Genomic DNA, 26,455 nt, shown 5'->3' with positions numbered 1-26,455 from the left:
TGGCGCTGCACCGATCTCTTTATATTCATCATCGTCATAACAGAGGGGAATGTTTATCATTGTAGATGAAAAAAGCTCCCGCCAGATCTAAAGACCTGCAGCGGGAGCTCCTTCTACTATTGGGCATCAATTTAAAATTGATTATAGCTTACAAATTCCAATACCGGTTTACGATAGCCCCGGGGACGAGGCTTTCTTGCGTCCTCCTTGCCGATCGCGATTAGCATGGCAGGCACATAAGAATCCGGAATGTTCAGTTCCTTCTGCAGGATCTCGGGTTCGAAACCGATCATCGGGCAGGTATCCCACCCCTTGTCCTTGGCCACCATCATCATTAGCATCGCGGATAGACTGGCATTGCGGATAGCTTCATCCCTCATAAAGGATTCTCCGCCCGCTTCATAAAAGTTCGTGACAGATTCAACCGTCATGTCATATTCGAGCTTGTCGATCACGCCCAAATTCAGAAAACCCTCATTCATTCTCCCGATTTCCCGGTAGGCCTGCTGATTCCCCAGCACAACGACGACGGCCGACGCGGTGAGTATCTTATGCTGCTTGTGGGCGACTTCGTAAACCTTGTGCTTGACATCGGGATCCTTAACTACAACATAGTGTGCATGCTGCAAATTAAAAGCCGAAGGCGCATATTTAACTTCATTAAATATATCATTCAAAACCTTATCCGGGATTTCGATCCCTTCCATAAACAGGTTGGCCGATCTCCGGCTCTTAATTAATGTTGTCAGATCACTCATATCCGCACGCCTCCAATCATCGATTAGTTAAAGATTACCGCATCCAGTGAATAGGCACCTGCACCCGTGAATACGAGTGCAACTGCGACTGCGATCAACAGAAGATTATACTCGTACCCATTCGCCGTAGACCAATACCCGTTTCGGCCATGCACCTTCACGATTGCGCCCAGCATCGTCAGCGTGATCAGCGCTGCGCCGAGCACCGTGAGAAATCCAGCCGCGAATAACAGCCCGCCAACCAGCTCCATCAGTCCTGACAACACCGCAATCGTGACACCAGGCTTAATGCCAACCGACTCCATCCAGCCGCCTGTCCCTTTCGGCCCGTAGCCGCCAAACCATCCAAACAGCTTCTGCGCGCCGTGCGCCATGAACGACAAACCAACCACCAAACGAAGTAACAACAATCCAATATCTATAGCCATTTTATTCGCCTCCATTATAATTTTCGTTTTCATAATTTATAGAAATCCATCGACACGTTTATCGATATCTTAATTTAAAGATATATACATATAGAATGATTAACCTGCTTCATCTTCGCTAACGTTTAAACACTTTTAACTTACCCCTTTCAACCAACTAACTTTTATATAGTCACTTAACTTAATATTAAGATATATGAAACACATCCTCCTGTCAACCGTTATTTTTAAAAATTAGCTCTAAAAAAACATCCCCGCCGATTTCCCGGCAGGGACTGGTTTTGGTGCGGTACGCTTCATCAAAAAGAAGGCCAGTCCATGCCTAGCACCTTGGGACGCCTTCTTTCGTATAAATATGGTTGTGATTACTCCTTCACCGCGCCGATTGAGATACCGCTCGTGAAGTATTTCTGGAACATGATGAAGATGATGAGCATCGGTATGGCAGCCACCGTAGCCCCAGCCATTTTGTAGGCAAAATTCGGATTGAGATCCTGCATCAGGGTAGCCACCCCGACCATCAGCGTCTTCATCTCTTTGTCCTGGCCGATCACGAGCTGCCAGAGGTAGTCGTTCCATACCTGCACGAAGTTCAAAATGAACAGCGCGCCGATCCCCGGCTTCACAATCGGAAGCAGGATCTGCAGGAAAGTCCGGACCTCGCCGGCTCCGTCGATTCGGGAAGCTTCCCGAAGCGCATCCGGTGCGGAGTCGAAGAAGCCCTTCAATAAGAACACGCCAAAGGCTACAGCCACATTCGGCCAGATCATCCCGAACAGATTGTTCACGAGCCCGAGATCCTGAGAAATCCGGAACAATGGCACAATCATAACTTCTTTCGGCACCATCAAGCTGGAGATAAATACAATGAAGATGACGTTTTTCCCTGAGAACTTCAGCTTGGAAAAGGCATAAGCGGCCATGGAGCTGGCGACAACCACAAAGACGGTAGTCACGCCCGCAACGAACAAACTGTTAAACGTCCAGCGCAGGGCGGGCTGGCTTTGGAATACCTCGGTATAGTTGGAGAACGTAATGGTGGCAGGCCACCAGTCCGGCGGCATTTTCAACACGTCCGAGCTGTTTTTCAATGAACTTGTAAATAACCAATAAAGAGGGAACAGGTTAAGGATCGCAAAGAAAATGACGACTATATTCGCAACCACATCGAACTTTTCCCGCTGTTTCCCGGTTTTCATTAGCTGCATGGTTATCCCTCACTTATCCTTGAACATCGCTCTCAACTGGGGAACGGACAGTAACAACGTAATGATGAACATAATGACCCCTACAGCCGAAGCAACGCCGATCTGGTTGTATTTGAACGCATTGTTGTAGAGATAGTACATCATGGTTACCGAGGCGTTATTCGGTCCACCGCCTGTTAACAGTTGAATAACGACGAATATTTTCAATACCGCAATAATGTTGATGATGGTGATGTAAATCGTTGTAGGTTTCACCAGTGGAATCAGGATTTTGAATATGACCTTGATCCGGCTGGCCCCGTCCACTTCGGCCGCCTCGAACAGATCCTTTGGCACCCCGATCATCGCGGCGATGTACAGAATAATCGCCTGACCGACATTCGTGGCAAAAGTGACGAAAATAATGACCGGCATGACGGTCGCTTTATTCCCGAGCAAATTGACATGGCCCGAGCCGACCTGGCTCGTTAAATAAGAGATCAACCCGTTTGCCGGATTGAGCAGGAAGCTCCAAACCATACTCATAACAACCATGGATACCATAACCGGGATGTAATAGCTTCCCCGGATAAAGGAGACGTACTTCGCATTTTTATCAAAGATGGAGGACGCAACGAACAAGGAGAATATAACGGTCAGCAGGACGATAAACACGACGAAAATAACGGTATTGAAAATCGATTTGAAAAATACGGGATCTTGGAATAACGTCGTATAGTTGCTCAGACCGACAAAAGTTTCATTCTGATAATCGACCCGGTACAGGCTCAGCCTGATCCCTTCCAGGATCGGATATACAACAAAAAGGAGAAAGAGCAGGAACTGGGGCAGAATAAACAGATAACCCGTTATGTTTTCTCTAATGTGCTGATGGCGTAGTTTCATAGATATCCTTTACCTTTCTTATTCAGCGTCCCGAAGCCTTTTGGGATTTCAGATTTCAGGCTCCAGGCGCCGAATCAATTTGCCGGTATAAGGGCAAGTTTTATTTGTACACGGTTGAGCTTTCCTTCGCCTTTTGAATCACCGTATTGCCTTGGGTCTGATAGTCTTTCACCGCTTGGGCCGGCTCTTTCTCGCCAATGAAGATCGCTTGCAGCTCCGGATACAGAATCTGGCGCAGCTGGCTGTAGCCCGGTACGTTCCCGGTAAAGTTGAACAGATACTTCGAGTTGGCATCATATGCCCCGAACAGCGGGTACTGGTCCTTCAGCTCACCCGCAACCGAGCTGCGCACCGGAATACTGTTCTTCGAAGCCTTCACCAGCTCAGGATCAGAGGAATAGAACTTGACGAATTCCTTGGCTACCTCGGTCCTCTTCTCATCGCCAGTGTTGAATACGTTAGATCCGATCACGTAAGTGAAGGACAGCGGATCGCCGCTTTCCGAAGGGATGTTCGCCAGACGGATATCAAATTTAGGCGCTTTGCCGCTTTCCATATCGGCTTTGGCATTGTTAAACAACACCGCGTTGGTGAAGCTGATGGCCAGCTTTTGGTTCTGGAACATGGCGTTGGCATCATTGGAGGAAACGGACTCCGCGCCCGGATTACTGTAACCTTCGTCGTAAATCTTTTTCAGCCATTCCGCAGCCTTAACTCCGCTTACATCGTCCAGCACGATATTGCCTTCGGCATCAAAAAACGGGTTGCCGAACATCCGCAGGTATGCGAGATTCCATGTATCGCCTTGGTTATTCAAACCGTACAAGGCCATGGGGCGTGCACTTGGATATTGGTCCTGCGGAAGATCGTTTTTCAGCCCCTCCAGAATTTGCTCATATTCGCCGAGCGTCCAAGTTTTGATCTCGTTCTCTCCGCCGACAAAGCTCTCGAGGCCTGCCGCTTTGAACATATCGGCGTTGTAAGCCAGCGTGCCCGGATTGTGGGAGAACGGATAGAAATAGATGTCGTCTCCGAAGGTTACGTTATCCCAGTAGCTTTGGGCGATGTCCTTCTTCGATTCCCCGTCAATGATGTCATTGAGCGGCACCAGCGCGCCCCGATGGGCAAAATCCCCCATGGCAAATACACTCTCGAAGAAAATATCGGGCGGCGTTCCGCCGTTCAGGTTAACGTTCAGCAGCTCATCACGCTGGTCGCCGGCAATCACCTGCACATTCACCTTCACGTTATACTTGTCGTACTGCTTGGCGAATTTCTCGGCCGCCGCTTTAAAGAAGCTGTCGTAATCGGCGTTTTCCTCGGTCGCCTCATATACGCCTTTCCACTGCGGCGTGAGCCATAAGGAAATCTCGACGTTCTCTTTTCCGCTTGCCGCGTCATTATCGGAGCCGCCGCTTGCCCCCGAGTCTTTCCCGCCGCAGCCGGCAAGCAAAGTAAGGATCATAACGGATGCGGTAAACATAGCCAGAAAGCGTTTCTTAAACATGGATAGAGCCCCCTTCGATATATAAAAAATATAGTTTAGAATCCGTCGCCCGTCGCTAGGCCGTGACTTTGAACAGCCCGGCATTGATTTTGACAACGACCTTCCGGACGGCTCCCGGCTCCCGCATGGTGAGTCCAGGCCGGTGAATGTCCTCCGGAAACAACACCATATACATGCCCGGCGTCAGCCGGATCAGCGTTTCGAATGGAATGTCACCGTATAGCGCAGCGTCCTGGTCCAGCTTATAGGGCTCCGCAGGAGACGGCAGTTCTCCTTCGCGAAGGCTCCAGCCGATGGTTTCATCCCCCTCCAGCAGGTAATGGATGTCAAAAAAACGCTCGTGCATCTCGGCAAGCTGTTCATCCTTCGATCTTGTGGTCAATTCCATCACTCTGGCGAACATGTCCTCGCCTTGGATCGGATACTGTCCCGGCCCAAGCAGGGTAAAATCCGTCGAGATCAAATAATCGATTGCCTTCCGCACCACCGGGTGGGCGAATGCCCGCTCCGTCTCCCAATGGTTTCTGTGTCCTACAATCATGCCTTATCCTTCCCTTATGAATCCAATTTTTTAACCGGTTCGAAGACTTGCAGCGCAGCACCAATCATCCCGCTAAAATTCCCCTGATGAGCCTGCACGATCCGCACGCTATCCATAAAGGACTTCATGCAGCGCTTTGCCGTCTCCTCCCGCACCCGCTCCAAGAACGGCTCCCCGGCCTCCGCAACGCCGCCGCCGATCACAACCACTTCCGGGTTCAGCGTGTGGACCAGCGAAGTGATGGCGGCGCCCAAGGCAGCGAACGTTTCATCCATCACTTCCGCCGCGACTGGGTCGCCCGACTGCCAGCGAAAGAGCGTTTCCTTGGAATCCACCGGAGACACCGGTTCAATTCCGAGAGAGTGCAGTTTCGCCTGCATCCTTTTGGCGATTCCCGTACCGGAGGCGTACTGTTCCAGGCATCCTACGCCTCCGCATACACAGGGCAGGCCGTTAAAATCAACGCTTAGATGCCCAAGCTCTCCCGCACCGCCCCATGCGCCGTAAACAAGCTTCCCGTCGGCGAAAACGGCACCGCCGACTCCCGTTCCAAGCGTAATGCAGAGCATATGGCCGGCACCGCGGCCTGTCCCGAGCGTCTTTTCGGCCAGTACCAGAACATTTACGTCATTATCTACGTAAACCGGCAGACCGAAACGTTCCTCGATGTTTCGCTTCAGTGGGACCCCCGTATAACCCGGGAGAATCTCCGAGGCAAATCGGATGCTTCCGTCCGAGTGATCGACTTGGCCGGCGGTTCCGATTCCTATGCCTTGAATCGGATAGCCGCCCTCAGGCTGTGGAGCTCCAGCCATTAACGCTTCGATCGCTTCTGTAATTCGGTCAGGCACGCTCCGCTGTCCGGCCAAAGTCGGGAGATTGACCGAATAAAGGACATCCCCTTGTCTATTCACGATGCCGGCGTGAATCTTGGTGCCCCCGACATCGACTCCAATGGCATAGGCCTGAAGTGAACTTCCTTCACCATTCACTCTTCACGCCTCCGATCCGATGACTTGCCGGACCGCTTCCACGTAACGCGCCGTAATCAGCTGCGGTCTGGTAATGGCACTGCCTACAACCACGTAAGTCGCTCCTGCTTGCAGAGCCAACGCGGCCTCCTCCGGATTCCAGATGCGCCCTTCCGCCACAACAGGCACCTCGGCGTCAGCAGCAAGTCTGCTCACCAGAGCCAGGTCCGGGCCCTCGATCTGCATACTGTACGGCGTGTATCCCGACAGCGTCGTACCGATGAAATCGGCACCGAGCTGCTCGGCCGCCATCCCTTCCTCGTAGGTGGATACGTCCGCCATCACGGCAACGCCTGCTTTATGGGCAAATGCGATCAATTCCGCCGCCTTGGCGAGCCGGTCCTCCCGATCAGTGACGTCCAGCGCTACGATGTCTGCACCCGCCTCGATGATCTGCACCACCTCGTCCAGCGTTGGCGTGATAAAAACATCCGAACCCGGCATATCCCGTTTGATGAGGCCGATGACTGGGAGATCCACCGCCTTCTTGATCGCGCGAATATCATCCACGCCGTTGGTGCGGATGCCGATGGCCCCTGATTGAAGAGCGGCTTTGGCCATTTTGGCCATGGCATCGCCGCCATGCAGCGGTTCATGCTCCAGCGCCTGACAGGAAACGATCAAGCCCCGTTCAGAAAATAGATTTCGATGCGTTGTTTTCGTCATGGTGTCCTCGCTCCTTAGGCTTTGGCCTGTGCTATATATTTGGTCAGCTTGTCATGAAGCCGTGAGACCGTCTCCTGGTCGCCGTCCGTTACCGGGAGCAGCGGAAGTCTTGGTTCACCGATATCCAAACCGCGAAGCTTCAAGAGCGCCTTGCAGCCACCATACAGCGACGGGAACTGAAGCAGCTCCGAGATAACCTCGTTGATCTTGCCCTGCCACTCGCGCGCCGATTCAAGATCGCCCTCCTGAATGCACCGCTCCAGCTTGAGAAATAGCTCAGGCATCACACCGTATGTTCCTCCGATGCCCCCGTCCGCTCCGATGCTGCGTCCTGCCAGATACTGCTCATCCGGTCCGTTCAGAACCAGGAAGTCCGGCCCTCCCACCGCTTTGAACTGCTGCAGCTCGTACGTGCTTTCCGATGATATTTTGACGCCGATTACGTTATCCAGTGCGGACAGCTTCTTCAGAAGTCCCGTCGACAAATGGAATCCGGTTAACTGCGGGATATGATAAATGATGAACGGCAAAGCCGTGCTGTCGATCATGGCTCTCCAGTGACGCTCAACGCTGTCCGGAGACAGTCTGTAATAGATGGAAGGAACTGCGGATACGGCATCCGCTTTTACGGATTCCGCATGTTTGGCCAATTCCACGCTTTCCCGGGTCGATGGCGCACCGACATGGGCGATGATCGTCATTTCGCTCCCGACTTCCTCCATGACGGCCTCCAGCACAAGCTTGCGCTCCGCTGCCGTTTGAAGCATGCCTTCACCGCTGCTGCCCCCGACGTAAAGCCCCGTCACGCCAGCCTCTTTATAATGCCGGGCCAGATCGCGCACCGCCTGCGGGTTGATATCTCCATTGCCGTCATAACAACCGTAGAATGCAACGATGACGCCTTTGAACTTGTTTAAATCATGTTTTCCCATTGTGCGTCTCTCCCCTTCTGATTACGATCTTGTTTCTCCCTTTCTTGTATTGAAAAGGCTTACACCAAGTATAGAATCTGTGCTCCGGGGGCGACAGGAACGGATTTACGGACTTTATTCACAATGTTTTGACAGCGCCTTCATATTCACGATTTCGTGTGCGGATGTTCATTATTTTTGGATAACCTCCATATAACACACAAAGACCGCTCTTTTAAAAGATCGTCTCTTTTAAAAAGCAGTCTTTGCACGGTACTCTTTTCATTTATACTGCGCTCTGTATTTTTGCGGGCTGACCCCTTTTACTTTTTTGAAGATGCGGCCGAAGTAATTGATATTCTCATACCCCACCTCCAAAGCGATCTCATAAATAGGCAGCTGAGAGTTCACCAAATAACGGGCCGCGCTATCCACCCTCAGACTGTTAAGGTAATCCGTGAAGCCCGTCCCGGTCTCCTTCTTGAAAATAAAGCTGAGGTAGCTTTCGCTCATGTTAATAAGGTCCGCGGCAGTTTTAAGCGAAATGTCCTTCATGTAGTTTTCTTTCATGAATTCCAGCAGCCGTTTGATATCCTCCCTGGCCGTTCCGTTTACCCGGTTCTCGTTCAGCATGTCCTTGGCCTGGGCGTAAGCAACGCCAATCCCTTGCCAAGCTCCCACCGCTCCGCTGACCCCCACGTGCAAGGCGATGCCGAGCATCCGGCTGGATGCTCCGATCAGAAGCTCCGTCACAGCGGCAGGATCCCGTTCCGAGATCAGCAGCACGATTTCCCGGCTTTCCGTTTCGATAGGGCTGCAGACCAGCCGCTCGCCCAGTTCCGATTGAAAAAGATGCGCCAGCATTTTCATGGCAGAGGATTCCTGCACGCCTTCGCGCAAAAGGCGGGGCTGGGCAATCAGGAAGAAGCTGTCAGGCGGTAGTTCCTTCTCTTCCTGCAGCAAGTCCGCCCCTTCTCTATCCGCGAAGGCCGTTTCGAGCCATGAACGCAGCTTTCCGGACAGGAGCTCCTTACGCGAAAGCCGCTGCTCTGCCAAAACGCTGCCGGCCGAGACATGCTCCCTTTTTTTTGCAATCTTATGGGAAGCCTCCGTCAGAATCTGCAGCAGCTCGGCCGGCTTTAAAGACGCCTTCAGGATATAATCCTCAGCGCCCATTCTCATTGATCTCCGGACATAATCGAACTCGTTATGGCTGCTGAGAACGATAAAAAGCGTATCCGGGTAACGTTGTTTGGCCGTCTCGATAAGCTCGAGCCCGTCCATTCGCGGCATGATAATGTCCGTCAGCACGATATCCGGCACGTCCCGCTCCATGAGCTCAAGCGCTTTCAAACCGTCCGGGGCATCTCCAATAAAGGAAAAACCGTGCGCGTCCCATTCGATCAACGATTTAATCCCTAAGCGTACAAGGAGTTCGTCATCGGCCAGCATCACTTTTAAGGTCATCGTTAACCCCTTCCTGCATTTTCTTAGCCGGCAGCAGAAAAGCCACCGCCGTTCCTTCATGGATTCGGCTGTGAATTTGGATACCGTACGGATCCCCGTATTGAAGTCGAATCCGGTCATGGACGTTCTTGATGCCGATGCGTACAGGCAATTCTTCCGATCCGGCCGCCAGCCTCGCTCTCAGCTCCTGCAGCTTTTCGGGAGACATGCCGACACCGTTATCCTCCACGGTCAACAGAAACCGGTCCTCCTGCCTTTTGGCCCGGACAAGAATCCGGCCCGCTCCGTTCATCGGCTCGATGCCGTGCATCAGGCTGTTCTCGATCACAGGCTGAAGCATGATTTTGATGACTTCCTGATCCATAAGCTCCTCCGGGATGTCATAGTCCACCGACAGCTTGTCATTAAACTTCATTTTCATCAGCTCGATATAATTCTCGATGTACTGGATTTCCTGACGCAGCGCAATCAGCGTGCCGCCCCGCCCGATGCTCTGCTCCAGCACGCCGCCCAAACTCGATAGCATATCCCCGACTTCTTTATCGTTGCGTATATATGCCATCCACTTGATATTATTGAGCGTATTCAGCACAAAATGCGGATTAATCTGCGCCTGAAGCGCGCGAAACCGCATATCCTCCTTCTGCTGATACTCGTCCTTCACCCGGTTCAGCAGCTGGCGGATTTCCGTTACCATTTTATTGTAAGTCTCGATAAGGGACGAAATTTCCTTGGGACCCGCTACCGATAGCACGGAATGGAAATCTTTTTCCTCCAGCACCTGCATCCGTTTCTTCAACAGCTTGAGGGGCCGGGACATCCCGTATGAAATGGACAGCGTAATCATCGTAAAAATAACAAAGATCAGCAGAACAATGAGCGCTTGGGTTTTACGCAAATCATAGATCTCTTTGAAAACGGCGTCATAGGGAACCATCTGTACGATTTTCCATCCGTTCAAGTCCACGGTATCAAAATTCACGATGAATTTCCGGTCCTCTTTCTCTACCATGGCCTGTCCTCTTCGTTGTGTCCACAAACTTTGCATATAGGATTCTTCGGCAACGCTTTGGCCGATCATCTCCCTCTTCGGGCTGGAGACGATATTTCCCTGTTTGTCCACAAGATACACGTCGCCTTCAAGTCCGGTCAAATATTTGCGGATGTCCTTCTCGGTGACGCTGAAAACGATCATGCCGATGTTTTGGTTGCTCTGGAGCTCCGTGATGCTCTTAGCCAAGGATATGATCGGCTCACGGTCGGTGTATAAGAACTGCTGGTTATTAAACATCCAGCGGATTTGGTATGGCGTGCTGATCATCTTCTCGTACCAGTCCGAATGCGTGTACTCCTGATAAAGCCTTTCCTCCAGATAGCGGGTGCTGTACCAATTCCCGTGCCGGTCGAACAGCGTAACGTAGGTGTTCGAAAAATACGAGCTGAACGAACGGTTGAGCGTTACGTCATTCAGCCTGAGCTTCTCGTACTGGCTAAGGGCATCCGGATCCTTGAGCATCCTTTTCGTATCGTCGTTAATCGTGATATCTACGGCGGAATTCAGCATGTCTTCCATAAACAACTGGACGTTGAAGGTCATCAGGACCAGCGCATCCTGAGCCGATTTCGCGATCTTCTGTTCGATCGTTCTCTCCAAGGGCTTGTCCAAATACTGATTGGAGAGCAGAAACGGAATGATCAAAAACAGCAGTATGGAGAAAAAAATGCGGTTGCGGATCGAATTCAGCCGGCTTGCCCATTGCTTGATTCGCCCCATAAGTAAGGTCCACCCCCCTGCTGACCAGCATGCTTCTATCATTAAGTCTAGGCCCCGGAGCATGAATTTGTAAAGGCTTTCTAAATAACTTGTTTATCCATTGGATACACCACCTGGATGGCTGCCGGAATACAAAAAAAGGGACCCGCCAAGGGGCGGATCACCTGATTGTACACAGCTGACGCTATAGCTATAGAGCCTCATGACGACGGCCGATTACTCCGCCAGCTTCTTGATTTCACTCTCGGTTAGCGCCACGTTGTAAATCCGAACCTCATCCAAGCTCCCGTTAAAATAAGGGTCGGCCGCAAACCGGCTTTTACCTAAATAAGCTTCCGTTGCCAGCAGTTCATTCGGATTCAGCTTCATATGATCACCGGATGCTACGACTTGACCGTTCACGTACAGCTTACCGGCATCCCCTTGCAGCGTGACCGCAACGTGCGTCCATTCATTGCTCGGCAGTGGCGCCTTTGCCAAGAGACTCTGATCTCCCATGCTGCCATGCAGCGTGAATTGAAGAACGCCCGAATGCTGGGATGGTGTCAGAAACATATGCCTGGCAAGTCCGTTCCCTACGTCCAGCACTCTCTGCCACGGTGCTCCACCCTTCCAATATACCCAAGCAGCAAAGGTAAAGTCCTCTGTATCCGCGACCCGATTCGGCAGTTCGATATAGCCGTCCGAGCCGCCAAAGTCCATTCCTCCTCCCTGCCGGCTCTTCTCATTCCACTGGACTCCTCCAAGGACCTTGCCATGAAATCCATTATCCGAGTTGTCGGATACCGAGCCGCCCTCATTCTCACTGAATGGGTAATTCAGCAGCAGCGGCCCTGCTGATTGCTGCAACACGGTCACGTCAAAGGTCTTGGAAGTCCTCGCTTTGCCTTTCGTAATCTGAGCGGTCAGCGTAACCTTAGCGTCCCCGGCACCGGCAGCAGGGCGATGGACTTTACCTTCCGCTGATACGACCTGGGAATGAGAGGAACTCCAGCGAATAACCGCACCGCCGGAAGCCTCTGACGGCAGATCAAGATCGTAGAAAACCCCGCTCACATCCCCGAGGGACAGGTCCTTCTGCACGGCATCCACGAGTTCCTTGTCGCTTCGATCAAGCTGACGTGCGCCCCATACAGCGGTGCCATCTGCCGAGAGAGCCGTAAAGGTCATCGCCTGCCGCTTCGCTTCCGGGTCCCACTGCAGAGTCAGAACGCCTTTATAACTCTTTCCATCCAGAGTAAGCAACACATCCCGCTTGCCGCTGATCTTCCATGTCCCGGATGCTCCGCCCGTCACTTTACCGTTCTTATGAAGCTCAACCGGCTTCGACTCTTTTATGACGGACGAAATATCTTTCCCGTGTTGAATCAGCTTGTAGCCTCCGGCTGCATCATTCGGCGTGATTTTCTTGGATTCTTCGGCTTCCTCACCCGCATAGCGGTATGGAGCCGATACCGGCCAGCCGTCCTGGTTCATATACAATTCATGCACCCGGATTTCATGCTCCTCCCCCCGCTGCGGAAAGCGGCTGTGAAAGATAAGGAATGTTCTTCCGCTCTGTTCATCATAATAGACGGAGTTATGGCCCGGCGATACGGCCCCGGTGCCGATCCCCGTTCCCGGGTCGCCGATCAAGCGCTTGAACAAGTAGTTCCCCATCAGTTTCACGCCATACGGCTCAATCGATCGGTCATCAAAGATCGGAAGGGAAGGGTCGGCCTTCACCTCTGTCATATCGTTGCCCTCCGCATCGAAGAAAGGACCATCCGGATTTTTGGAGCGAACCACCCGCATGTTGTAGCCGCCGACCGCATCCAATCCCCCGTAGGACAGATACAGGTAATAATAGTCCGTGGTCGGGTTGTAGAGCATGTACGGCCCTTCAATCCGGCTGTGGTTGCCGCCAAGCAGCTTCTTGCCGTATCCCTGCCCAGGCAGCGGCTTTCCGGTCTTAGGATCCAGCTCCATTATAAAAATCCCGCCGGAATAGGATCCGTACACCATCCACAGCTTGCCGTTCTTATCAAAGAACACATCCGGATCTACCACATTCGGGTGTTTCGTTGCATCATAGACGGTTCCATCCTCACTGATCTCGCCCCACATGCCGGATTTCAGAATAATGCCGGTGTCCTTATACGGGCCTTCAATCTGATCGGCTACAGCGATGCCCATAGCCGAGCGGGGGGAATCCCCTTTGCAAGCATTGTAGTACATATAGAATTTGCCGTCGGCAAGCTGAATCACATCGGCTGCCCACAAGGTATCGCTCTGCGCCCATTCCAGCGTTTCTTTCAATTCCTCCGTCACGTTCGGAATCAGCGGGTTGCCCTTCGAGACCCCCGACGCCACCATGTCCCAGCTCATCAGATCCTTCGATTTGGCGGCGGCCAGATGAGAACCGAACACATAATATGTATCCCCTGTCTTGATGACGGACGGATCATGGACGGATGCCTCTCGGAATATAGGCCCTTTCTCCTTCTTCTTCACCTGCGCCTCCTGCGCGTATACCTCAGGACCGCTCGCTGCAGGCCCTTGGCCTGAAGCGCCTAAACCTCCCACCATTAAAACCGCGGCTATCCCTGCCGCAGCCGTCTTACTCAGCATACTCTTGTGCATATGATTCTCCCTTCGTTCCCGATTCGTTTTTGTAAACCCTTTCATAAATGAAAAACCAAGATGCTCGTTTCGTAAATTCGCCGCTGTTTAATTTAGATTAATATAAATTGTTTTATATTTGATAAGATATTAACACTGCTCGGCATGAAATATCAATGCAAATTCTTATTATTTATGGCTACAAATCAATTATTGGTAGGAAAGACCTAACAAAACCCTGATCCAATGCGGATCAGGGTTTTGTTTTATTTTTATATAAAATTAAAGGGCGTTTTGCGTTAATATGTCCACCAGTTACCTGACATGACGATCATCGAGAACAGCTTGATGCTTTCCTCATAATATCCCTCGGCGGATGCATTCGCCGTGTAACTCCATACCGAATTCAGCCAGCTCTGGTGGCTGGATGAAGTCATCGCACTTACGCCAAAAGGAGCATAGAACGCCCCGCTGTTATAAGTCACCAGTGCAGTGCCGTTCAGGTTATACCCTGCCTTGATGTTGGCAGGATTGCTGCTTGTGGCTGATTTAATGAACGTGTTCATCTTGTTCAACTGATTCAGCGTGCGCGTATCGCCCGTCATTAGATAGTCGGTCGTGATTCTCCAAGGGGTCCGGGACGAATTATAATAATACTTCCCGTCATTTGCCCCCTCCAGGAATCCCGCTTCTGCAGGCTGATAATTGCTGCCTGACATGACTACGAAATCCGGAAGCAAGCCGGTATTGGAGCTGTAGCCGTTATAGATGGAGTTGATGATGGTATAGGTTTTGTTAATGACATTATCCCAACGGGCATCGCCGGTAGCCGCACGGAATGCCTTCATATGGTTCAGCATGAAATCCGATGGCCGCGTGGCGGTGTCGAAGATGCCGCTTGTTGCCCAATCGCCTAAGCGCAGCGTCCACTGCGACTGATTAACGTCATTGCTCATGATGGCATTGATCATATCCTTTGCTGCCTGCAGGTAATTGATCGCCCCACTGCTTCCCCACTGCTTGTCCGCAAGCAGGAGTGCGTAGGCAATGTCCATATCGCCGTCCGTTGCCGAATTGGCTCCCCCTATATTCTGAAAGCTGCTGTTCTGCTTCCAAGCCATCAGATACGGATTGTTATTACTCGGATGCGCTTTATAATAGCGATAAAGTCCGTCGAAATACGACTGGGCATTACTATCATATCCCGCCATCAGAACGGTAAAGAGCATCCCGTAGCCGTGAGCCTCGGACACCGTCTCGCCCGCCGAATTGTATTTTACGTAATATTGCCCTGTCGCTGCTGGCTTCAGGAAAGACCCTTTCCAGCTGTTCCATTTGCTCTTGACCGCATTGTCCATCGCTGACTGCGTCACATTGTTCGGTTTAATCGAACCGCTCGTATACGGCGTATGCTGGGGAAACGGCTTGTTGGCGGCCAGAGACAATCCGGCTGGCAAGATCAGTAGAACAGCGCAGAACAACACAGCAGACTTACGGATGATCGAATTTCGGAACACTTTCATCACGCTTCGCTCCTTTGTTTTTCGAATTGGAAAGCCATTACCACTACAGCCTGGTAAACCGGTTTCGAATCAACCACCACCCTTCCAATCATCGATGGAAACGAGGAACGCTGCTCTATGTATAACTACTAAGAAGAATAGGTATGTAACTGCCTCCATATAACATGAGACATTATTCATATCTACTACCAGTATAGTAGAATTGTATATTATTGTAAATTAATAGTTTGACGGATTGGATTCCGGCGCAAGCAAAAAGCCGCCTTTCTGCAGCGCCATCACCGCTCGGAAAGACAGCTATCATGTTTCCTCTTCTCATTCCTGTGCCGGGAACCCCATTCCCCGAATTCAAGCGTTGTCCGCGTAGTTAAATATCGTCCCCAGCGTCGTTGAGCCGGGGCCATACCGCTCATAAGCCTTGTCCGCTTCATCCACGGGGACCACATGCGAGATCAGCGGTTTAACCGATATTCTCCCTTCCGCTAACAGACGGATATACTCGGCGATGTTGCGGCCTTCCGTCCAGCGCACAAAGCCGATCGGGTAATCCGTATTGTTGAGTTCGTAACTTGCGTCGTACCTGCCCGGACCGCCTGCCCGCGATATGAGCACCTGCGCCTCCTTGCCAAACATCCGGTCCCGGGCGTATGTCATGGACAAATCGCCGACAATGACGATTTTTCCCTTATCCCGAATCCATGACATCGAAGAGTTGATGAGTTCCTCCCCGGGACCGCTTGCACACAGAATGACGCTGTCGGCTCCATACCCGCCCGTCATAACCTGAATCTGCTCCTCAAGCTGCTCCCGGTTATCATAGGCATAAGGAATATGCCGCTTCATCCCCTGCACCCGCTCCGGATTCAGGTCAAATCCCGCAACCGGGCAAGCCGCTGCGTGCGCGATCTGAGCAATGATCTGCCCCAGGATGCCGAGTCCGACCACCACGGCCGATTCGCCAAAGCGAAGATCCGCCACCCGCAGGGCATGGATCGCAATCGCTCCCAGTCCCGCAAAAGCCGCTTCCTGCGGATCCACGCCATCCGGAACCCTCGCTGTTAGATTGGAAGGCACCGTAAGCCACTGGGCATGACGCACGTAAGGAGCCCCATAACAGGCCACCCGTTGACCAACGGTCAGCCCCTGCACGCCTTCCCCCATGTCTTCGACAATTCCAACAGCGCTGTAACCCATAATGACCTTTTGATCCGATGCTCTTCGTATAAAAATCATCTCCGTGCCCGGGCTTACCGCCGAGTATTCGGTACGTATCCGCACATGGCCTGCCGGCAATTCAGCCGGCTTCTCGATTTGGTCAACAATCACTTTTCCATGAATCGTGGCAACAGCCTTCAATATGAACCCTCCTCCTCCACCTCTTATTTTCCTGATGCTTTCCGATATTCACTTGGCGATACGCCGCTATACTTCTTAAACGTTGTCGTAAATGTGGAAGAGTTCGAATACCCGGTTTTCTCTCCGATTTCGGCAATGCTGAGATCCGTGTTCCGGAGATATTCACGTGCGTGCGATAGTCTGACCTTGTTCAAATACTCCACATAATTGACGCCGAATGTCTTCTTGAAATAATTCGAGAAATATTTCGAGCTGGTATCCAGCACTTCAGCCATATGGTCCAAGTACAGATTCTCCATATAATGAAGTTCGATATATTGGGAAATGAAGGCGGGATTCAGCTTGCTCCGCGGATCATGGTTCCGCGTATTGGCCACCACGCGCATCACTTCCATCAGCGCCTTCTGAATCTCCTCATAGGTGTAAACTTGATCGACCTTGCGGATGAAATCACTCTCCAGCTGAAACAGCTCATTGCGATCAACGGACGGCGAGTCCGCCTGCTTCATGACGAGAAAGAACAAACTCTTCGCAATATGCACCATCTGATGATGATGGATGTGAAGGTCCGCATTTTGCTGAACAATGTCACTCACAATCTGGAGTCCTTCGTCCACCTTGCCGCTCAGCATGCAGTTGCTCAGCTTCTCAATCTGCTGAAGCGGATAATAAATATCCGAAACGTAGCGAATTTGCTCCGTATCGACCATATCCGTGTCCGCATTCACATTCCGGTATAACCGGCCATCCTTAATGTTCCGGTATGCCTCGCAGCAGTTGCTGATCTTGGACTCATACGTCCGGCTAACGCAGCCCCACACCGTAAACATTTCCGTATACTCCTGGTTGCACAGGCGGATATAGTCTTCGAATTTCCGTATCAGCTGCTTGCGCTCCGACGGCTGATCCAAACCGATAAGCGCAAGGAATCTCAGTTCTTCCACATGATAAACCACCACATGTTCGTAGCGTTCCTGCAGGCTGCTTCGAATCTGGGCCGTCAACTCCTCCAGGACAAAATCGGCCTGGGCCGCTCCCTTGCCGGCAGGCTGCAAATACACGGCCGCCATCATGAAATGCCGGCACTGGAAAAAATGCGTGTAATGCTTCTGCATCTGCATTTCCTGCTCGCGCGAATGGTGATGGCCATCCAGCGTTTGCAGGAATACGCCTCGGCGAATATCCTCATCCACCAGGTCCATCTGCTTTTTCAGGGATTCATTTTCCCGCTGGACTTTGATGATGCCGCTCTGGATTTTTACAAAATCATTCCCTTTCAGAGAACTACCTCCGAGCAGCTGCACAATGTTCTTCACCGGCCGGTACAGATAAATGCTGAGCAGCACCGACAAGATGACGTTTAACGCAATCGCGCCGTACATAATCCACGTATTGGCATTCGTGACGGAATCGATATTTTGAAACTTGTACGGCAATTTATTGATATATATAAAACCGTTATAGTCCGATTTGTAAAAATTGTACTCAAAATCGTCGTGCGTGAGGGAGGCTTCCTGCGACGGGTTGAAGTATACATCGTTCAGAATGCCTACCAAATCCAGATCCTTCTCGGTGCTCAAGATGACGTTCCGGTTCGCATCCAGCACAATAAGCGAGGCGCCGGGAATCATCGAGTTCAAATCGATCCCTTTCAGCAGCCGGTTCACGTTGATCAGGACCATGAGGTTTTTGTTCGACATCCTGACCTTGTTGCCGTCCACGGCTATCATCAAATTACGGCCATATCCGCTGCTCTGATCCGCATAAACCTCTGCCGGAAAGATGGTAAGCTCGTGCTCTGATCGGGTAAACGTCTTCCAGAACATCGAGTTGAACTTCTGGGACTTGTACCGCCTGTCAAACAAGGCGTCGAGGTTGCTGGTTCCGCGCGTCGTAATGGCCAAATCATGATTGTCGAACGAGATGACCACATCCTCCACGATGTCCACGTTGGACACAATGCTGGAGACGCTGTCCTGCAAGGAGATGACTTTCTCCATGTCCAGCATGCCGTTCTCCATCAGCATCCGATCTGAAGGAAGCGCATGGATATTAAAAATCAGGTTGTTTACGGAGGAGAAACTGGTATCAAACGACTGAATGATATTTCTGATCACCATCCGGTTGTTCTCGCTCACCTTGTCGTAAATTCCGGTAATGGAATTCTTGTACACAATGTAATTGAATATGAACATGATGCCGACGACCAGTTGCAGAGCGAAGAAAATCTGGAGCAAACCTCTGTTGGCGATCAATCGATTCATACGGATTCACCTCTCTTGGATGTCATCCCTTCATATTCAACATGAAAGCCCTCGTCACCTCCCCGTTATCCCTTCTCGGAACCAAGCATGACTCCTTTGGCAAAATACTTCTGGGCAAACGGATAGATCAGCAGCACCGGAATCATCGACAGCACGATGGTTGCATTCTTCATGGCTTGCGGAGCGAGCGCCGACGCATCCACCAGACTCGGGTTGCTGCCGTTCTCGCTGAAGATCAGCATATCCCTAAGCACGACCTGGAGCGGATACATATTCGCGTCGTTCAGATAAATCAGCGGGATAAAAAAGCTGTTCCAGTGGCCCATGAAGTAAAACAATCCGATCGAGGCCAGCGCCGGTTTGGACAGCGGAAGCACGATCTGGAACAGGATACGGTACTCGGAAGCGCCGTCAACAACGGCAGCCTCGCGCAGAGATTCCGACATGTTCTCGTAGAAGCTTTTGAGGATTAGCAGTTCAAAGGTCCAAATCGCATTCGGAAGCACGAGCGCCCATACGCTGTCCAGGAGGCCAAGCTCCGATACGATCAGGTAGTTCGGAATGATCCCCGGATTCAGGAACATCGTCATGATGATTGCCAGCAGAAAGAACTTGCGACCGAAAAAGTTTTTGCGCGCAAGCGGATAAGCCGCTACGGCCGTAAGCAGCAGGTTAATGGCCGTACCGAGCGCGGTATAAAAAATCGTGTTCAGGTAGGCGCGCGGCACCCGGTCATCATTCAGCACCTGCGCATAGGCGTCCAGATTAAATCCCTTGGGAAACAAGGTGATATTCCCTTGCACCACTTCGGAAGTCGCACTGAGGGAAACGGCGGTGATATACACGATTGGGTACACGGTAATAATGGCAAGGCACGTCAGAATCAGCGTATTGATGATGCCAAACAACGAGATATTCCGAAGGCTGAAGCGTTTGTTGTTTACCATAATCCGCTACCTCCCAGCCGCTTGCTGAAGTAGTTAGAGGACAGCAGCAATATCATGGCAACCACGGCTTCGAACAAACCCACGGCAGCGCCATAGCTATAGTTGCTCTCCAGAAGACCCTTCCGGTAGACATAAGTCGAGAATACATCCGCTACCTCGTAGGTCATCGGATTATAAAGCAGCAGTACCTTCTCGTATCCGATCCGGAGCATCGACCCCGTCTTCAAGACAAACATGATAATAATCGTTGGAAGAATGGCGGGAATCGTAATTCTGAAGATCATGTGGCGCCTTTTGGCACCGTCCACCTTGGCCGCTTCGTAGAGCGACGGGCTGATTCCTGCGATGGCAGCCATATAGATAATGGCCTCATAACCGACGGTTGCCCAAATATCCGAGGAAACATAGATGGTTCTAAACCAGCTCGGTTCTATGAGAAAGTACGTCTTCTCAAAACCTAGCGCCGCGATAAGCTGGTTAATGATCCCCTGATTGGGCGACAGGAAGTCGATGATCATGCTGCTGATAATGACGACCGACAGGAACGAAGGCAAATAGCTGAGTGTTTGCACCGACTTTTTGAACCATTTCACTCTGACCTCGTTTAAGAGAAGCGCCAGAATGATGGGAAAAGGAAACCCGAAAATGAGATTATATACGCCGAGAAGCAGCGTATTCTTGAACAACAGCCAGAAATCCGGACTGTTGAAAAACTTCTCAAAATGCTTGAGCCCCACCCAGTCGCTCTCCAGGATGCCGGTGAATACGCTGTAGTCCTTGAAGGCAATGATTAAGCCGTACAGGGGCCCGTATCGGAAAATAATATAAAACAACAGGCACGGGATAAACAAAATCAACAGCTGTCTGTCCCGCTTCATATGCTGAAAGGCCGAAACCATTCTTCTTCCAAGCCCGCCGCGGGGATGGGTGAGTTTCGTCTCTGTCCCTGCACTTGACATGGTGTTCCCTCCTTAAGATGATGAGCAGCACCCGAGCGTGGTACCCGGATGCCGTCATCACGCCTATTTCTTCTGCAGATTAATTCGTGGCTTCATCCAATCTCTTCTGGGCTGCGTTGAAAATATCGACGAGCTGCTTGGCTCCCTGCTTCTCAGCCTGCACCTGCCATTGCTGCCACTCGGCATCGCCGTAGTTTTTGTTCAGAATGTATTTTGCGTTAAATTCATCCGCCAATTTTTTCAGCGAGGTTTGGATTTCCGCAATCGTTGCGGTTTCGTCATCCGTAAAGTTCACAACCGGATCCAGCGGCTCGAATTTATTGCCGTTCAGCAGCTTATCCTGAGCTTCCTGCTCCTTCTCCGTGTAGTTGAAGTACACGCTGCGCTTATCGGAATTGACATACAGACCTTGCAGCCACAGACCATAACGGTCCTCCAGCACGCTGATATCCACCAACGGCACGTCGGTCAGCTCCGGATAGACGGCTTTATCGCCTTCCATCTTGAACGTCTCACCTTCCACGCCCATCGTTACCAGCGTTGCGCCGGACGGGCTCGTCAGGTAGTCGAGCAGCTTCAGGGCAGCTTCCTTGTTGTCGTTGTTTGCTACCGCGATGCTGAAGCCGTTCGTGATGCTCTCGATCGTTTTGCCGTTGCCGGTCGGTCCAACCGGATTTCCGTATCTCAGGTCATAATTCGGGTTTTGATCCTTCACCTGGTTGTAGAACAGGTCCAAACGTCCGATCCAGTCATAGGTCACAAAGGATTTATTGCCTGACGTCATTTTCGCCGTCCAGGAATCATCGGTGTCCGTCATGAATTCCGGATCCAGGAGTCCCTCGTTATACAGCTTCTTCATAAAATCGAGCATTTCTTTGTGCTCTGGCTGTATCGTAGCGTATTTCCACACCTTCGCCGTCTCGTCGTAATACGTCGGATAGTTGGCTCCGCCGATTCCCCAGCCGAAGGCCCAGTCGCGGAAAATGTGCTCCTTCGTCTTGGAGGCGTAAGGATAGGAGTCCGGATAAGCTTCCTTCAACTTCTTCAGAGCCTGGTAAAACTCATCGGTATTCGTCCATTCCTTGATGCCCAGCTCATCGAAAATATCTTTGCGGTACAGGAAGCCGTGGTTGACGTCACGGTTAATGTTCGCAACCGGCCAGGTATAGATGTTGCCGGATTCGTCTCCGAAGGACGGAATGACCCACGGGTTCTCGTCCACATACATTTTTTTGAAGTTCGGGAGCATGTCGAGATATTCGTTAATGGCAACAACCGCTTTCTGTTTGCCGATCTTCTTCAGCTCTGGAGGCGTCAGCCCATGGATAATGTCCGGGAGCTTGCCGGATGCAACGGTTACTTTCAGTTTGTCTTGAAACGTAGCCGAGGAATAAGCTTGGAAATTCACTTTGATTCCGGTTCGCTTCTCGATTTCCTTGGCAAGCAAGGAATCGTTCAGGTTGGTTTTCTCGCTGACGACCATCCAATTGATCGTTGTCGGTTTATCGACCAATGGAAGCGCGAGGCCTCCTGTATCTCCATATTGATCAGGATCTGCCGGTGCCGTTGGAGGTGCTGTATCTCCGTCCGTTTCGGGAGCTGCCTTTTTATCTCCTCCGCTGCAGGCGGCCAGGATCGAAATGATTAATGTAAATACGAGTGCCATGCGAAACCACTTTTTTGTCATGTTCGTTCCTCCTCAATATTCATCATTTGAATCAGGCTGTCTGAATCTGTGCGATCGCTATTCTACCCCCGTCATTTCCATCCATCTGTGTATGTTTGCTTACTTAATCCGGTCTGCGCTGCGGATGCAAGTCGCTTTCTATCACCCCTCCTTGTTGTCGAAGATCCCCAGCTGAGCGCAGGGAATATTCTAAAATCATTCGGGCAGCCGATGCCGATCCCCGGTACGGATTTTTCTACCCATCCACATCATAAAAACGCTTCCACGATTCGTAAAGAAGCGTATTTCTGCGAGATGGTGTTTTTTCTCGATCAGGCGAATTTAAGGCCGAAAACCCGCATAATATCAGGCTTTTCGGGCAGGTGGAAAATGCTAAAGCAGTAGAAATAGATAAAAAAAATGAGGAATTTCATAACGAAATCCCTCACGGAGTATGTTAAATTTCTTCTCTTCCCCATCGTACATTAGAGAAGCTGACGCCTTAGGCGTTATAAGAAAATGGGAGTGGATTCATTCATCCGTTTCGTCTTTCTTGGCTTTGGATCAGAAGCTTCATCTGCACATCACCCGTTATATATGGCAATTCGCCACCTCTTTATCACGGATAAGGCGAGAAGTTAACTGATTGCTGCTTTTTCACGATATTCCTGCGGTGTCATCCCGAATTGATCTTTAAATACCTTAATGAAATATTGGGAATTCGAATATCCAAGCTGTTCGGATATTTCGTAAACCTTGGCCTCCGAATCTTTTAATTGAACTAAAGCCCGTTCCATCTTCACTTTATGAATATATTCACTAATGCTGCTCCCTGTCACTTGTTTGAACAGCCTTGACACATAAGACGGGTGCAGCGAGACATGGTCGGCTGCTGCTTGAAGGCTGGCATCCGCATAACTGTGGTCTACATAGTGACGGATCTCATGAACCACTTTCTGCTGGGCTGAACGCGTATCCGTCTCCAGCTTGTCCTTTAAAAGGTCCGCCAGGTCTTCTCCCCATCGAATCAGTTGCTCCAGTGAGCGAAAGGAGGATCTTTGCATTCGTTCATATCCCACTAAATCAGATAAAAGTTTTTGATTTTTATGAGCTATATAATGAAATGAGGCCAGCAGCAAGCTGCGGATTTCTTCAAAATATTCCTCATTATAACCGGACAGGCTCCCGCACTCCTGTTTGATTCGGTTCAGCCGTTCCTTATAACCTGTCCATTGCCCCGTCTCCAGCAAATGAATAAGTGATGGCGGCTCGTAGAGAATGGTTAAAGGCTGTACGGAGGTTTCTTTAGGCTTTCCTGCCACCGATAATAAATATCCTTGGCAGTTACCCACCTGCTGCCTCAGCGCATAGACGGCATCTTCGTACATTGTCCGCACATCTTGAGCGAACAATCCGGAATAGGATACTACGACCGAGATGCCCCCCTTCAAATATTCATTCACATTGTAATGAAGTTGATCTGCCTTATAATTAAGCTGCTTCATCACGTTGTCATGATCCGGTTCCTCTTCGTCTTCCTTGTGTTTAAGAATAAGCACGAGATATTCATAGGGGTCCCGGCAATGCCAAACTTCAAAGCTGTCCCCAAATATCTCTTCCGCAATATTAATAACGGCATATTCGAACAGCATTTGGCTGTCTGGTCCATAATTGGTGAAACGCTCTTCCAAACGTATCAAAACCAAATATATCCGATCCTGCTCGTGAATGGAGATCTGATAGATTGCCATTTTCTCCGCCAGCTCGCCCGCTTTAAATTTTTTCCCCTGAATCAGCTCACACAGCAGCTTGTCTTTCAGCATGGGCAAATGCTCATAGAAGGCAAGCTTGGCGTTATCTATAGAGGCTGACATACGCAGGTCTTCCTGAATCTTCTGTATAGTTGACTCGAGTGCAGAACGCAGCTTGTTTTGATCAAGCGGTTTGACCAGATATTCAAGAACTCCATGTTTAAGCGCTTCTACCGCGTATTCAAAATCAGAAAATCCCGTAAGCAGAATACATTTGGTTTGGGGATGGCTTTCTCTGGTGTAGCCAACCAGCTCCAGCCCGCTCATGCCTGGCATGGCGATGTCGGTAATGAGAATATCAATTGGATATTCTTGCAGGAGCTGCTTGGCTTGAAGGCCGGAATAGGCCTTATGGACTTGGCCGATTCCGAACTCCGTCCATGGGAAGGCGACTTTCAGATCGTCTACCACATATTGTTCATCATCAACCAGCAAGATCTGCAGCATGTTCAACGTCTCCCTTCTGGATGTGAATCCGGTAACAGGTTCCCTTAGAAAGCGCTGATTCAATAATAATGCCGGAGTTTTTTCCGTAATACAAACGAAGCCGCTGGTGCACATTCCGGATGCCGGCTCCAAGAGCTCCATTCTGCGGTACCACGTCATCCATGTGTCGTTGAATAGCCTGCCTTCTCTCTTCCGTCATCCCTACCCCGTTATCCGAAATGACGATATGAAACCCATCCTTCATAAGCACAGCGGTTATAGAGACAATCCCTGGCCGATTTCCCGGCTCAATTCCATGCTTCACGCAATTCTCGACCAAAGGCTGAACAATCATCCTTGGCACCCGTTCATCATAGAGGCTTGCCGGAATGTGTATGTCAAAGGCAATCTCTCGTTTACGGAGCTGGACGATGGAAAGAAAATGCTCTACAAATGTAAACTCCTCCAGCAAGGTAGAATCAACCAGCTCAATTTTATGAATATACCGGCAGTAAGAACCCAGGTGAAGTGTCATTGCCGTTACGGATTCGTAATCTTTGACACTTGCCTTGCTTTGAATGTAATTCAAGCAATTAAACAGAAAATGGGGATTAATCTGGGCTTGATACTGTTTAAGCTTGGCTTCCTTCACTTCAATTTCTATTAACAGGACCTGCTCGATCAGTCTTTGGGTATTCTCGGCCATGCGGTTGAACGAATTGCCAAGCATCCAGAACTCGTTGGAATTCAGAGTGGCGACCCGGCTGGACAAATCTCCCCGGTCAAAGCGGTTTATCGCTCTCCGAAGCACATGAATAGGCTTTTGAACTTGTCTTCGCAGCAGCAGAGTATAACCGAGAGCTCCTATGAGTACGATTAGAACCGCATAAACAAAATACTGGTTATTGCGAAAGATTTGTTTGGTATACTGGCTCTTAGGGTGATAGTCGAGAAAATAAAGATCGAGCATATCGGATTTCATGTAGTTAACCAGATACTCTGTTCCCTGATCCTTTAATACAAAAGAACCGCTTTCGCCAGTAATTTCTTCTGCTATCGTCCGATATGAATCCTTGTGGAGATCAAACTCCCTGCGAATGAACGTATTTTTTCCGGCATCATAAAGCAAAGGAATTCCGGAATTGTACTGCTGCATCATCTTTTTTATATTTTCCAAAGAGATTCTAACCTCGATCAACAGCGCGCTGAGATGACTCCGCATGATATAGGAGTAATAGCCTGTTTCATCATCCTCCATATGAATTGTCCATTCGTTATATTTTGCATCCGGAAGCTTGAAGGTGGTAAACGAAAAGGAATTCGCGGATGAGACCATTTCTTTTTCATTAAGATAGTAAAGAATCACGGTATTATTCCATGAGGTGGAGGCAGAGTTCAACGCCAGTTTATCCATGATGGCTAGCTTCGTCTCATACCGCGAATATTTATCGCCGGATTTTATAGCAAAAGGAAAGCTGCGGACCGTGGAGTCTTGAGAAAGCGTCATCGTATTCATGAGCACCTGCTCAAACTGGTTTGAAAGCTGGGAGGTGATAAAACGGATATCATTCATCTTGTTCTTATTGACTTCGGACTGTATAGCTTTGATATTCAAGTTATAAATGTACCAGAAAGCGATAACAATAACCGCCACCATGAGCAGAAGAAATAATAGAAGTTTCTGAAAAATGGACAGTCGCGTTATCATTAGCAGTTCCTCCTGGAG

General features: G+C 50.3%; 20 protein-coding genes. All 20 read right to left on the bottom strand.

The features are described from left to right. Positions 1 to 131: 131 nt before the first annotated feature. The gene (locus DP091_RS16155) at positions 132 to 758 is read right to left on the bottom strand and encodes a nitroreductase family protein (protein WP_113059260.1); all 627 of its coding nucleotides are present in this window, start codon (positions 756 to 758) and stop codon (positions 132 to 134) included. 23 nt (positions 759 to 781) lie between these two features. After that, positions 782 to 1,186: a DoxX family protein gene (locus DP091_RS16150; protein WP_113059259.1), complete on the bottom strand. Its 405-nt coding sequence runs from the start codon at positions 1,184 to 1,186 to the stop codon at positions 782 to 784. 365 nt (positions 1,187 to 1,551) lie between these two features. Continuing rightward, a complete protein-coding gene (locus tag DP091_RS16145; protein ID WP_181469829.1) occupies positions 1,552 to 2,394 on the bottom strand; it encodes a carbohydrate ABC transporter permease in 843 nt (280 codons plus the stop codon). 9 nt (positions 2,395 to 2,403) lie between these two features. Next, positions 2,404 to 3,279 carry a carbohydrate ABC transporter permease gene (locus DP091_RS16140; RefSeq protein ID WP_113059258.1) on the bottom strand — a complete coding sequence of 292 codons (876 nt, stop codon included), beginning with the start codon at positions 3,277 to 3,279 and terminating at the stop codon, positions 2,404 to 2,406. 100 nt (positions 3,280 to 3,379) lie between these two features. Then, positions 3,380 to 4,786, bottom strand: a complete 1,407-nt coding sequence (locus tag DP091_RS16135; protein ID WP_113059257.1) for an ABC transporter substrate-binding protein — start codon at positions 4,784 to 4,786, stop codon at positions 3,380 to 3,382. 55 nt (positions 4,787 to 4,841) lie between these two features. Continuing rightward, a complete protein-coding gene (locus DP091_RS16130; protein ID WP_113059256.1) occupies positions 4,842 to 5,327 on the bottom strand; it encodes a NanQ anomerase/TabA/YiaL family protein in 486 nt (161 codons plus the stop codon). Between the two features lie 14 nt (positions 5,328 to 5,341). Continuing rightward, entirely contained in the window at positions 5,342 to 6,319 is a 978-nt protein-coding gene (locus tag DP091_RS16125; protein ID WP_113059255.1) for an ROK family protein, read from the bottom strand. Positions 6,320 to 6,322: 3 nt separating this feature from the next. Then, on the bottom strand, positions 6,323 to 7,024 hold the full coding sequence (locus DP091_RS16120; protein ID WP_113059254.1) for an N-acetylmannosamine-6-phosphate 2-epimerase: 702 nt from the start codon (positions 7,022 to 7,024) through the stop codon (positions 6,323 to 6,325). Between the two features lie 14 nt (positions 7,025 to 7,038). Continuing rightward, the gene (locus DP091_RS16115; protein WP_113059253.1) at positions 7,039 to 7,956 is read right to left on the bottom strand and encodes a dihydrodipicolinate synthase family protein; all 918 of its coding nucleotides are present in this window, start codon (positions 7,954 to 7,956) and stop codon (positions 7,039 to 7,041) included. A gap of 261 nt (positions 7,957 to 8,217) precedes the next feature. Continuing rightward, entirely contained in the window at positions 8,218 to 9,402 is a 1,185-nt protein-coding gene (locus DP091_RS16110) for a response regulator (protein ID WP_181469828.1), read from the bottom strand. Continuing rightward, the gene (locus DP091_RS16105) at positions 9,374 to 11,176 is read right to left on the bottom strand and encodes a sensor histidine kinase (protein ID WP_258394576.1); all 1,803 of its coding nucleotides are present in this window, start codon (positions 11,174 to 11,176) and stop codon (positions 9,374 to 9,376) included. Before DP091_RS16105 ends, DP091_RS16110 begins: the two co-directional genes overlap by 29 nt. 216 nt (positions 11,177 to 11,392) lie before the next feature. After that, positions 11,393 to 13,798, bottom strand: a complete 2,406-nt coding sequence (gene abnB / locus DP091_RS16100; protein WP_113059251.1) for an arabinan endo-1,5-alpha-L-arabinosidase AbnB — start codon at positions 13,796 to 13,798, stop codon at positions 11,393 to 11,395. 278 nt (positions 13,799 to 14,076) lie between these two features. Next, positions 14,077 to 15,300 carry a family 8 glycosyl hydrolase gene (locus tag DP091_RS16095; protein ID WP_113059250.1) on the bottom strand — a complete coding sequence of 408 codons (1,224 nt, stop codon included), beginning with the start codon at positions 15,298 to 15,300 and terminating at the stop codon, positions 14,077 to 14,079. Positions 15,301 to 15,648: 348 nt separating this feature from the next. Further along, on the bottom strand, positions 15,649 to 16,656 hold the full coding sequence (locus tag DP091_RS16090; protein ID WP_113059249.1) for a zinc-dependent alcohol dehydrogenase: 1,008 nt from the start codon (positions 16,654 to 16,656) through the stop codon (positions 15,649 to 15,651). Positions 16,657 to 16,679: 23 nt separating this feature from the next. Continuing rightward, a complete protein-coding gene (locus DP091_RS16085) occupies positions 16,680 to 18,920 on the bottom strand; it encodes a helix-turn-helix domain-containing protein (RefSeq protein ID WP_113059248.1) in 2,241 nt (746 codons plus the stop codon). 65 nt (positions 18,921 to 18,985) lie between these two features. Continuing rightward, positions 18,986 to 19,867: a carbohydrate ABC transporter permease gene (locus DP091_RS16080; protein WP_113059247.1), complete on the bottom strand. Its 882-nt coding sequence runs from the start codon at positions 19,865 to 19,867 to the stop codon at positions 18,986 to 18,988. Further along, positions 19,861 to 20,826 (bottom strand): ABC transporter permease, encoded by a 966-nt coding sequence (locus DP091_RS16075; RefSeq protein ID WP_113059246.1) that lies wholly within the window; start codon positions 20,824 to 20,826, stop codon positions 19,861 to 19,863. The genes DP091_RS16080 and DP091_RS16075 overlap by 7 nt, the downstream gene beginning before the upstream one ends. A gap of 79 nt (positions 20,827 to 20,905) precedes the next feature. Further along, positions 20,906 to 22,513, bottom strand: a complete 1,608-nt coding sequence (locus DP091_RS16070; protein WP_113059245.1) for an ABC transporter substrate-binding protein — start codon at positions 22,511 to 22,513, stop codon at positions 20,906 to 20,908. Positions 22,514 to 23,130: 617 nt separating this feature from the next. Continuing rightward, on the bottom strand, positions 23,131 to 24,750 hold the full coding sequence (locus tag DP091_RS16065; RefSeq protein WP_181469827.1) for a response regulator: 1,620 nt from the start codon (positions 24,748 to 24,750) through the stop codon (positions 23,131 to 23,133). Beyond that, positions 24,728 to 26,437: a sensor histidine kinase gene (locus tag DP091_RS16060; RefSeq protein ID WP_181469826.1), complete on the bottom strand. Its 1,710-nt coding sequence runs from the start codon at positions 26,435 to 26,437 to the stop codon at positions 24,728 to 24,730. The genes DP091_RS16065 and DP091_RS16060 overlap by 23 nt, the downstream gene beginning before the upstream one ends. Positions 26,438 to 26,455 lie beyond the last annotated feature (18 nt).

It is taken from the genome of Paenibacillus sp. MDMC362, from assembly GCF_003269305.1.
Classification (GTDB): Bacteria; Bacillota; Bacilli; order Paenibacillales; family Paenibacillaceae; genus Paenibacillus_AQ.
This window is presented reverse-complemented; position numbering and strand designations above follow the sequence as displayed.

Bases quoted from the DNA above. Each gene is read 5' to 3' on its own strand.
- DP091_RS16155 (WP_113059260.1), bottom strand. From the start codon at position 758: ATGAGTGATCTGACAACATTAATTAAGAGCCGGAGATCGGCCAACCTG.
- DP091_RS16150 (WP_113059259.1), bottom strand. From the start codon at position 1,186: ATGGCTATAGATATTGGATTGTTGTTACTTCGTTTGGTGGTTGGTTTG.
- DP091_RS16145 (WP_181469829.1), bottom strand. From the start codon at position 2,394: ATGCAGCTAATGAAAACCGGGAAACAGCGGGAAAAGTTCGATGTGGTT.
- DP091_RS16140 (WP_113059258.1), bottom strand. From the start codon at position 3,279: ATGAAACTACGCCATCAGCACATTAGAGAAAACATAACGGGTTATCTG.
- DP091_RS16135 (WP_113059257.1), bottom strand. From the start codon at position 4,786: ATGTTTAAGAAACGCTTTCTGGCTATGTTTACCGCATCCGTTATGATC.
- DP091_RS16130 (WP_113059256.1), bottom strand. From the start codon at position 5,327: ATGATTGTAGGACACAGAAACCATTGGGAGACGGAGCGGGCATTCGCC.
- DP091_RS16120 (WP_113059254.1), bottom strand. From the start codon at position 7,024: ATGACGAAAACAACGCATCGAAATCTATTTTCTGAACGGGGCTTGATC.
- DP091_RS16115 (WP_113059253.1), bottom strand. From the start codon at position 7,956: ATGGGAAAACATGATTTAAACAAGTTCAAAGGCGTCATCGTTGCATTC.
- DP091_RS16110 (WP_181469828.1), bottom strand. From the start codon at position 9,402: ATGACCTTAAAAGTGATGCTGGCCGATGACGAACTCCTTGTACGCTTA.
- DP091_RS16105 (WP_258394576.1), bottom strand. From the start codon at position 11,176: ATGGGGCGAATCAAGCAATGGGCAAGCCGGCTGAATTCGATCCGCAAC.
- abnB (WP_113059251.1), bottom strand. From the start codon at position 13,798: ATGCACAAGAGTATGCTGAGTAAGACGGCTGCGGCAGGGATAGCCGCG.
- DP091_RS16095 (WP_113059250.1), bottom strand. From the start codon at position 15,300: ATGAAAGTGTTCCGAAATTCGATCATCCGTAAGTCTGCTGTGTTGTTC.
- DP091_RS16085 (WP_113059248.1), bottom strand. From the start codon at position 18,920: ATGAATCGATTGATCGCCAACAGAGGTTTGCTCCAGATTTTCTTCGCT.
- DP091_RS16080 (WP_113059247.1), bottom strand. From the start codon at position 19,867: ATGGTAAACAACAAACGCTTCAGCCTTCGGAATATCTCGTTGTTTGGC.
- DP091_RS16075 (WP_113059246.1), bottom strand. From the start codon at position 20,826: ATGTCAAGTGCAGGGACAGAGACGAAACTCACCCATCCCCGCGGCGGG.
- DP091_RS16070 (WP_113059245.1), bottom strand. From the start codon at position 22,513: ATGACAAAAAAGTGGTTTCGCATGGCACTCGTATTTACATTAATCATT.
- DP091_RS16065 (WP_181469827.1), bottom strand. From the start codon at position 24,750: ATGCTGCAGATCTTGCTGGTTGATGATGAACAATATGTGGTAGACGAT.
- DP091_RS16060 (WP_181469826.1), bottom strand. From the start codon at position 26,437: ATGATAACGCGACTGTCCATTTTTCAGAAACTTCTATTATTTCTTCTG.